We start from the raw sequence: 9416 nt of genomic DNA on the forward strand, positions 1-9416 counted from the left end.
GTCCGCCTCACCAGCGGGCCGGCGGTGGGGCCGTCAGGTGTTCCGCGAGTCTCGCCACGCGGTCCCGGAAGCGGCGCCGCCCGCGTGGGGTCGGGAGCGCGTTCTCGCCCGCCGCCGCGCTGACCAGGTGCTGGACCGTGTCCAGGTCCAGCTCCGAGCCGGCCGGCACGGCCAGCGTCTCGTGCGCCACGGCCGGCAGCTCGCCCCGGTCGGGCCCGAGGGACAGGACCGTCACCCCCGCGCGACGGGCGTCCGACACCCGTTCGAGCAGGGGCGCGGCAGGGCCCTCGGGTGACACCACCAGCAGCGTCTCGCCCCGCCGGGCCGCCTCCAGCCGGCCCAGCCCCACCGCCAGGTGAGCCGGGTCCGAGGGGCGCGCGTCGTGCCGTACCAGCGTCGGGGCCAGCTCCGGCGTGCCCGACCACGCGGCCTCGTCCACCAGATGGGCCGCGAGGTGCCACGGCTCGTACGCGGGGGTGCCGACGAGCAGCAGCCCGCCCCCGTGCGACACCACCGACCCGCGCAGCGCCCTGGCGAACCGACGGGTGGCGCCCAGCCACTCCGTCCCGGCGAGCACTTCCCGCAACAGCGCCACCCGTACCGCGTCCATACGCACGCATCCTGCCCGAACCGTCCAGTCGTGACGCGGAGTTCACCGCGCATTCGCCCGGCCTGGGTAGGCGGCCCGGTCACGCATTCCGACGTCGAACGCCCGGAGGATCCCGCCGATGACCGAGAGCAGCGTCCCCTTCCGCGCCGGCCGGGAGGGATACGCCAGTTTCCGCATCCCCGCCGTCGTCGCCACCGGCACCGGCACCCTGCTCGCCTTCTGCGAGGGCCGGGTCGGCTCCCGGGACGACTTCGGGAACATCGACATCGTGCTGAAACGCTCCACGGACGGCGGCCGCACCTGGGGCCCGCTCCGGGTCGCCGCGCGCAACGGCGACGCTCTCGCCGGCAACCCGGCCCCCGTCGTCCTCGACACCGGCCGCGTGCTCCTGGTGCACGTGCGCAACGCGGCCCCGGCCACCGAGGACGCCATCCGCCGCGGCAGGGTGAGCGCGGCGGACGGACGCCGCGTCTGGGTGCAGCACAGCGACGACGAGGGCCTCACCTGGTCCGCACCCCGGGAGATCACCCAGCAGACCAAGAAACCCGAGTGGCGCTGGTACGCCACCACTCCCGGCCACGCCCTCCGGCTCGGCACCGGCCGGATCGTCGTCCCCGCCAACCACTCCCTGCCGCCCACCGGCACCGACAACGGCACGGAGGGCAGGTACAACGGCGGCCACTGCCTGCTCAGCGACGACGCGGGCGCCACCTGGCGGATCGGCTACGTCGACGACGACCCCGACGGCTACATCAACGCCAACGAGACCACCGCCGCCGAACTGCCCGACGGCCGTGTCTACTTCAACACCCGCAACGACTCGCCCGCACCGGGCACCCGCGCCGACGCCCACTCCGCCGACGGCGGACAGACCCTGGTGAAGCCATTCCGTCCGCAGGCGGGCCTGTCCGCCCCCGTGTGCCAGGCGAGCGTCCTGCAGCTCCGCGACCCCGACGTGCTGCTGTTCTCCGGGCCCGCCGACCCGGGCTTCCGCGCCCTGATGACGATCCGCGCCTCCACCGACGGCGGCACCACCTGGCGCCCGGCCCACACGGTCGACGGACTGCCCGCCGCCTACTCCGACCTGGTGCGCGTCGACCCGGACACCGTGGGGCTGCTGTACGAGACCGGCGACTTCGGCGCCTACGAGACGATCACCTTCCGGCGGGTGCCGGTGGCGGAGCTGACCTGAGCCGCTCGGGGCGGGGCCGCGGTCGTAGAGTCGGGGCCATGACCTCTACCGACAGTGCTGCCACCGACCACGCCCAGAAGACCCCCGCCAAGGACCCCTGGGACCTGCCCGACGTCTCCGGACTCGTCGTCGGGGTGCTCGGCGGGACCGGACCGCAGGGCAAGGGCCTGGCCTACCGGCTCGCCAAGGCCGGGCAGAAGGTGATCATCGGCTCGCGGGCCGCCGACCGCGCACAGGCCGCCGCCGACGAGATCGGCCATGGCGTCGAGGGCGCCGACAACGCCGAGACCGCGCGCCGCAGCGACGTCGTGATCGTCGCCGTGCCCTGGGAGGGCCACGGGAAGACCCTGGAGTCCCTGCGCGAGGAGCTGGCCGGCAAGCTCGTCGTCGACTGCGTCAACCCGCTCGGCTTCGACAAGAAGGGCGCCTACGCCCTCAAGCCCGAGGAGGGCAGCGCCGCCGAGCAGGCCGCCGCGCTGCTGCCGGACTCCCGGGTCACCGCAGCCTTCCACCACCTGTCGGCCGTGCTGCTGCAGGACGCGGAGATCGACGAGATCGACACCGACGTGATGGTGCTCGGCGAGGCGCGGGCCGACGTCGAGATCGTCCAGGCCCTCGCCGGACGCATCCCCGGCATGCGCGGCATCTTCGCCGGGCGGCTGCGCAACGCCCACCAGGTGGAGTCCCTGGTGGCGAACCTGATCTCCGTGAACCGCCGCTACAAGGCGCACGCGGGGCTCCGGGTCACGGACGTATGAGCCGATGGGGGACACTGGAGGGCGCCAGCAGTGCCCGAAGTGTCCCCCGACAGGAGCCACCCGACATGCCCCGCCTCGCCCTCTACGCCCTCATCGTCTGCCTGCTGTCCGTGACCGCGGCCGTCGTCTCCTTCGTCCAGGGCAGCTGGCTCGGCATCGTGTGGGTGCTGCTGGCGGGCCTGTCGTCCAACATGTGCTGGTACTACCTCAAGCGCGCCAGGCAGCAGAAGTCCGTCGCGGGCTGAGCCGTCAGGAAGCGGCCGAGCAGAACTCGTTGCCGCCCTGCCAGAAGCGGTACAGCTCCTGGCCGCAGTAGGTCTCCAAGTCGCTGATGCCGAGCGACTTCAGGATGGCGTCGATCACGTCGAAGAACACGCCGTTGACCGCCGGCAGCCACAGCAGCGCGAACACGAACAGCAGGCCGAACGGCGCGAACGGCTCCACCTGGCGCCGGATGCCGTACGACAGCCACGGCTCGATCACCCCGTAGCCGTCCAGGCCGGGTACCGGCAGGAAGTTCAGCAGCGCGGCCGTCACCTGCAGCAGCGCGAGGAACGCCAGCGCGAAGCGGAAGTCGCTCGGCACGCCGTCCAGCGCGTCCAGCCAGAACGGGGCCGTGCACACCACCGCGAACAGCACGTTCGTCAGCGGGCCGGCGGCCGAGATCAGGCTGTGCTTCCAGCGCCCCCGGATCCGCCCGTGCTCGATGAACACCGCGCCGCCGGGCAGACCGATCCCGCCCATGATCACGAAGATCACCGGCAGCACGATGCTGAGCAGCGCGTGCGTGTACTTCAGCGGGTTCAGGGTCAGGTAGCCCTTGGCGCCGACCGAGATGTCGCCGCTGTGCAGGGCCGTGCGCGCGTGCGCGTACTCGTGCAGGCACAGCGAGACGATCCATGCCGCCGTCACGAACAGGAACACGGCGACCCCGGGCTGCTCGGCGAAGCCGGTCCAGGTCGCCCACCCCGTGACCGCCGTCACGGCCATGATCCCGACGAAGACGGGACTGATCCGCCGCTCACTGTGGCGGCTGGTGGCGGTGGTCATGGGACTCCCTGCACTCTCGAACACGCGGTGGGACGGCCCGACGGTACCGGGCGCAGGGGGAAAACGTCTCGCGCGGGGCGGCCGGTTCCGGGGAGGGTGGGGCCATGGGGTTCCGGCAGGTGGTCCACGAGCACCGGCGCAGGGAGTGCCGGGGCGCGCCGGCCCGCGTCGGACCGTGTCGGCAGCGCCGTGGGACGACGTCCCGCGCCGCCGGGCCCTTGCCGGGCCACGCCCGCCCTGCCCCGGCGCCGGGCTGCCCGCCGGCGCATCCCCGCCGCGCCGCGGGACCGCCGTGACCGCCCTCTCACCTCCGGAGACAATGGACCCCGTGCACTACCGCATCCTCGGCACCACGCAGGCGATCCGCACCGACGGCTCGGTCGTTCCGGTGGGCGGGGCGCGGCTGCGCGCGCTGCTGACCGTGCTCGCCCTGAGGGCGGGACGTACCGTGCCCGCCGGGATGCTCGTCGACGAGGTGTGGGGCGGGGACCCGCCCGCCGACGCGGCCGGCGCGCTGCAGGCGCTGATCGGACGGCTGCGGCGGGCGCTCGGGGCGGACGCGGTCGCCTCCGCCGAGGGCGGGTACCGGCTCACGGCCGCACCCGACGACATCGACCTGCACCGCTTCGAGCGGCTGGCCGGTGAGGGGCTGCGGGCCCTGGCCGACGGCGACCCCGCCAAGGCCGCCGTGGTCCTCGACGACGCCCTCGCCCTGTGGCGCGACCCCGCCCTCGCCGACCTCCCCGACCGCACCGCCGAGGCGGCCCGCCGGGAGGCCCGCCGCCTGGACGTGCTGCGCGCCCGCCACGGCGCCGCCCTCGCCCTCGGCCAGGCCGGGCAGGCGCTGCCGGAACTGACCGCCCTGTGCGACAGCCGCCCCCTGGACGAACCCCTCCAGGCGCTGCGCCTGCGTGCCCTGCGCGAGGCCGGCCGCACCGCCGAGGCCCTCGCCGCCTACGACGACGTACGACAGCTCCTCGCCGACCGGCTGGGGACCGACCCGGGCCCCGAACTACGCGCTCTGCACGCGGAGTTGCTGGCCGCATCGGACGGCGACCCAGGGCCCGCGCCGGGCCCGGCCGCCCGCGCGGCGACAGCCCCGGCGCCCCCGGCGGCCGGGACCACCCCCGCCCCCGGCAACCTGCGCGCCCGTCTCACCTCCTTCATCGGCCGGGAGAGCGACATCGAGACCATCCGCGCGGATCTCGCGACGGCCCGCCTGGTCACCCTGCTCGGACCCGGCGGCGCCGGGAAGACCCGTCTGTCGCAGGAGGCCGCCGAGACCGTGCGGCACGCCATGCCCGGCGGGGTGTGGCTCGCCGAACTCGCCCCGGTCGACGACCCCGCCGCCGTACCGGAAGCCGTGCTCACCGCCGTGGGCGCCCGCGAGACCGTCCTGTACGGCGCGGGCGCCGAGGGCATCCGGGCAGCCGTCGCCGACCGGCTCGACGACCCCGTCGAACGCCTCGCCGAGCACTGCTCCCGCCCCGGCATGCTGCTCATCCTGGACAACTGCGAGCACGTCGCCGAGGCCGCCGCCCGGCTCACCGGGGAGCTGCTGGAGCGCTGCCCCGGCCTGACCGTCCTCGCCACCAGCCGCGAACCCCTCGGCGTGCCGGGGGAGTTGCTGCGCCCGGTGGAGCCGCTGCCCGAGCCGGTCGCGCTGCGGCTGCTCGCCGAGCGGGGGGCGGCGGCCCGGCCCGGTTTCCGCGTCGAGCACGACCCCGAGGCCTGCGCGGAGATCTGCCGGCGCCTGGACGGCCTGCCCCTGGCCATCGAACTGGCCGCCGCCCGGCTGCGGATGCTCACCCCCCGCCAGATCGCCGACCGGCTCGACGACCGCTTCCGCCTCCTGACCTCCGGCAGCCGTACGGTCCTGCCCCGCCAGCAGACCCTCAGGGCCGTCGTCGACTGGTCGTGGGAGCTGCTCGACGAGGACGAACGCGAGGTCCTGCGGCGCCTTTCGGTGTTCGCCGGCGGCTGTGACCTGTCCGCCGCCGAGGCCGTGTGCGGACCCCTCGCCCTGGAGGCGCTCGGCTCGCTCGTCGACCGCTCCCTGGTGGTGGCCACCCCGCCCGGCGACACCGCCGACGGCGAGATGCGCTACCGGCTGCTGGAGACCGTCGCCGAGTACGCCGCCGAACGGCTGGAGGAGTCCGGGCAGCGCGCCGAGGCCGAACGCGCCCATCTGACGTACTTCCGCGAACTCGCCCGCACCACCGACCCGTTGCTGCGCGGCCCGGGCCAGCTCGCCGCCATCCGGCGGCTGGAGCGGGAGTACGACAACCTGCGCACCGCCCTGCGCCACGCCGTCGCCCTGCGCGACGAGCAGGAGGCGCTGTGCCTGGCCCTGTCCCTGGTCTGGTACTGGCAGATGCGCGACCTGCGCATCGAGGCCCGCAACTGGTGCCGCGAGGTGATGGCCCTCGGCCCGGACCCCTTCGCCGGGCCCGTCCGCCGCGCCGCCCCCGTCTGGCAGCGCTGCACCGACGCCCCGCCCCCGATGACCGAGGAGATCCTGTGGGAGGCCCGGCGCGGCGTCCACCTGGCGCACCTGGCCTGCATGGACACCGAACTGGACGCCTGGCAGAACCCGAACGCCCAGCAGAAGCTGCGGACCATCTCCCTGACCTACGAGCCCGGTCTGCCGCAGACCTGCCGGCTGCCCGGCCTGTTCTGGTTCTTCGCCGTGATGCTGACCGGCGACATGGACCGGCTGCGCGTCATCATGGACGCCTCCATCCGCACCTGCAGGGACACCCCGGGCTTCGACTGGGAGCTGGCCTCCGGTCTGCAGATGCGGGCCAACTTCTCCGCCAACCGCACCGACTGGGCCGGTGACGCCGGGCGCGACGCCGACGAGTCGCTGGAGATCTACCGCCGCCTCGGTGACGCCTGGGGCACCGCCGAGGCCTTCTCGGCCCGCGCCGAGGCCCACGAGCGCCGCGGCCGTCACGCCCTGGCCGCCGCCGACTACGAGGCGGCCATCGCCCACGCCGAACGCCTCGGCGCCCGCGCCCAGGCGGCCGTCCTCACCGCCCGGCTGGGCAACGCGCTGCTGGAGTCGGGCCAGGAGGAGCGGGGCGAGCGGCTGCTGCGCGAGGTGATCGCCCAGCACGAGAACTCGCACAGCGAGGCCATGCCCGCCGCCCGTCTCTTCCTCGCCGGCCGGCTCGGCATGACCGGCCGCACCACCGAGGCCCGCGAGCAACTGCGGCGGCTGCGCGAGGACTTCCGGATCGCCCACTTCATCGTGTTCGACGCGTTCATCCTCGGCGCCGAGGCCTGGCTGGACGCCCGGGACGGCCGGTACGAGGACTGCCTGGACCGCACCCGCAAGGCGCTGGAGCGGGCGGGGGACCCGGTGTCCGCGGCGATCGCGCCCCATATGCGGGCGGTGTTCCTGACCGTCGGCGCCCAGGCCCTGGCCGTCCGCGACGGGGGCCTCGGCGCCGTGGACGCGGCCCGCTGCCTCGGCGCCGCCGACGCCCTGCTGCCGCCCGGCCACGTCGCCCAGCGGCAGGAGCGCGAGACCCGCGAGGAGGCGGAGCGGCAGGCCCGGGCGCTGCTCGGCGACGCGGCGTACGAGAGCGCCTACGCGCAGGGCGGCGGCCTCTCGGTCGAGGAGGCCACCGCCCTGCTGTGACGGCGCACGGCCGCGCCCTTGTCAGCTCTTCGTACGGAACTTGTGGATCGCGATCGGCGCCATCACGGCCGTGATCACCACCGACCAGCCGAGCGTCACCCACAGGTCGTGCGCGACCGGACCGCCGATCATCAGCCCCCGCGCGGCGTCCGCCAGCGTGGACAGCGGGTTGTAGTCGGTGAACGCCTGCAGCCAGCCGGGCATCGACGTCGTCGGCGCGAAGATCGACGAGCCGAACTGGAGCGGGAACAGCACCAGGAAGCCCATCGCCTGCACGGACTGCGCGTTCTTCAGGATCACGCCCAGGGTGAGGAACACCCACATGATCGACGAGGCGAACGCCGTGGACAGGGCCACGGTCGCCAGCAGCCCCGGCCAGTTCGTGATGTCGAAGCCGACCGCGACGGCGACGATCATCAGCACGGCCGTCGCGAACAGCATCCGCAGCAGCTCCACGGAGATCTTCGCGAACAGCACCGAGCCGCGGCCGATCGGCAGGGACCGGAAGCGGTCCATGACACCGGAGTTGAAGTCCTGGCTGAAGCCGGTGCCGACGCCCTGGGACAGCGTCATGCTCATCATCGCGATCATGCCGGGGATCACGTACTGGACGTACCGCTCCTGCCCGCCGCCCAGCGCCTGCCCGATGGAACCGCCGAAGACGAACACGAACAGCAGGGTGAAGATGACCGGCATCAGCAGCGCGTCGGCCATCGACTCCGGGTCCTTGCGGATCCACAGCAGGTTGCGGCGGATCAGGGCACCGGTGTGCCGCAGGTGGCCGCGCAGCGGGATACGGGCGTCGGCCTCGGTGTCGTTGAGGGTGACGGCGCTCATACGGCGGCCTCCTGAAGGTCTTCGGCGGGCACGGCGTCCTGCGGGGCACTGGCGCGATGGCCGGTGAGGGACAGGAACACCTCGTCCAGGCTGGGCAGTTCGGTGGTGATGGAGGACAGCGTGATGCCGCGCGCGGTGACCGCGCCGACCACGGCGGTCAGCTGCTCGTCGCTGAGGATCGGCACGAGGACGTCGCTCCGGTCGGTGTCCACGGTCGTGGTGGCGAGCCCGGTGATCCCCAGGTCGTCCAGGGCGCCGGCCAGCGGCCGCAGCTGCACCGGATCGGCCGGGCGGATCCGCAGCGCCCGGCCGCCGACCTTCGCCTTCAGCTCCTCGATGGCGCCGCCGGCGATGACCTGGCCGCGGTCGACGACCGTCAGCTCGGAGGCGAGCTGCTCGGCCTCCTCCATGTACTGGGTGGTGAGCAGCACGGTGACCCCGTCGCCGACCATGCGCTTGACCTCGTCCCACACCTCGTTGCGGGTGCGCGGGTCCAGGCCGGTGGTCGGCTCGTCGAGGAAGAGCACCGCCGGCCGGCCGATCATGGACGCGGCCAGGTCCAGCCGGCGCCGCATGCCCCCGGAGTACGTCGCCGCCGGCCGCTTGGCCGCCTCGGTCAGCGAGAAGCGCTCCAGCAGCTCGTCGGCCCGGCTGCGGGCGTCCTTGCGCGGCAGGTCGAGCAGCCGCCCGATCATGTAGAGGTTCTCCCAGCCGGACAGCTTCTCGTCCACGGAGGCGTACTGCCCCGTGAGCCCGATCACCCGCCGCAGCTGCCGGGGCTGCCGTACGACGTCGTAGCCGGCCACGGTGGCCCGGCCCGAGTCGGGGGCGAGCAGGGTGGACAGGATCCGTACCAGGGTGGTCTTGCCGGCCCCGTTCGGCCCGAGGACACCCATGACGGTGCCCTCCCGCACATCCAGGTCGACCCCGTCCAGCGCCTTGGTCTCGCCGTAGTGCTTCACCAGCCCCCGCACGGTCACAGCGGCACCGCTGGTGTTCTCGTCGATTCGCGTCATGTCCCCGACGGTGCCAGGCCCCACCGACAAATCACCGACAGACCGCCGACAGCCGTTTCCGGCGGTCCGCGGCGAGGCGGCCGGGTGGCCCACCTCGTGAAAGGGGTCTGACCATGCGCGAGCGGCCCGTGCGCTCCCGCGTCCGGCCCCTGAGCGGCGGGCCCGCCGGAGCGGGCTTGGCCACGGGCTGTGTCCGTGCGGGGGTCAGGCCGCCGGGCGTGGCCGGCGCCGGTGAGCCGGAGTGTGGCGTCGCCGGGAGCGCCGACGGGGGCGCGGGGCGGGGGCGAGCTGGCTCCGGCGGGCTCGG

The 9416-nt window shown here is 74.2% G+C and carries 8 protein-coding genes; 4 read left to right on the forward strand and 4 right to left on the reverse strand.

Annotated elements, in window-relative coordinates; all coding sequences use genetic code 11:
• Positions 1–7: 7 nt before the first annotated feature.
• On the reverse strand, positions 8–610 hold the full coding sequence (locus RIN80_RS21635; protein ID WP_309097286.1) for a hypothetical protein: 603 nt from the start codon (positions 608–610) through the stop codon (positions 8–10).
• 118 nt (positions 611–728) lie between these two features.
• Here RIN80_RS21635 and RIN80_RS21640 point away from each other — a divergent pair, with 118 nt between their 5' ends.
• From RIN80_RS21640 to RIN80_RS21650, 3 genes are all read left to right on the forward strand, one after another.
• Positions 729–1802, forward strand: a complete 1074-nt coding sequence (locus RIN80_RS21640) for a sialidase family protein (protein WP_309097287.1) — start codon at positions 729–731, stop codon at positions 1800–1802.
• 38 nt (positions 1803–1840) lie between these two features.
• The gene (npdG, locus tag RIN80_RS21645) at positions 1841–2560 is read left to right on the forward strand and encodes an NADPH-dependent F420 reductase (protein ID WP_309097288.1); all 720 of its coding nucleotides are present in this window, start codon (positions 1841–1843) and stop codon (positions 2558–2560) included.
• Positions 2561–2625: 65 nt separating this feature from the next.
• Positions 2626–2805 (forward strand): hypothetical protein, encoded by a 180-nt coding sequence (locus RIN80_RS21650; RefSeq protein ID WP_309097289.1) that lies wholly within the window; start codon positions 2626–2628, stop codon positions 2803–2805.
• A 4-nt stretch (positions 2806–2809) separates the two neighbouring features.
• Here RIN80_RS21650 and RIN80_RS21655 read toward each other — a convergent pair whose 3' ends face one another.
• Positions 2810–3610, reverse strand: coding sequence for a site-2 protease family protein (locus RIN80_RS21655; RefSeq protein WP_309097290.1), 801 nt, complete (start codon positions 3608–3610; stop codon positions 2810–2812).
• A gap of 319 nt (positions 3611–3929) precedes the next feature.
• Here RIN80_RS21655 and RIN80_RS21660 point away from each other — a divergent pair, with 319 nt between their 5' ends.
• Positions 3930–7256, forward strand: coding sequence for a BTAD domain-containing putative transcriptional regulator (locus tag RIN80_RS21660; RefSeq protein ID WP_309097291.1), 3327 nt, complete (start codon positions 3930–3932; stop codon positions 7254–7256).
• A 21-nt stretch (positions 7257–7277) separates the two neighbouring features.
• Here RIN80_RS21660 and RIN80_RS21665 read toward each other — a convergent pair whose 3' ends face one another.
• Complete coding sequence (locus tag RIN80_RS21665) at positions 7278–8093, reverse strand: ABC transporter permease (RefSeq protein ID WP_309097292.1); 816 nt, start codon at positions 8091–8093, stop codon at positions 7278–7280.
• Positions 8090–9109 carry an ATP-binding cassette domain-containing protein gene (locus tag RIN80_RS21670; RefSeq protein WP_309097293.1) on the reverse strand — a complete coding sequence of 340 codons (1020 nt, stop codon included), beginning with the start codon at positions 9107–9109 and terminating at the stop codon, positions 8090–8092. The genes RIN80_RS21665 and RIN80_RS21670 overlap by 4 nt, the downstream gene beginning before the upstream one ends.
• Positions 9110–9416 lie beyond the last annotated feature (307 nt).

This window comes from Streptomyces sp. (assembly GCF_031181705.1).
GTDB lineage: Bacteria > Actinomycetota > Actinomycetes > Streptomycetales > Streptomycetaceae > Streptomyces.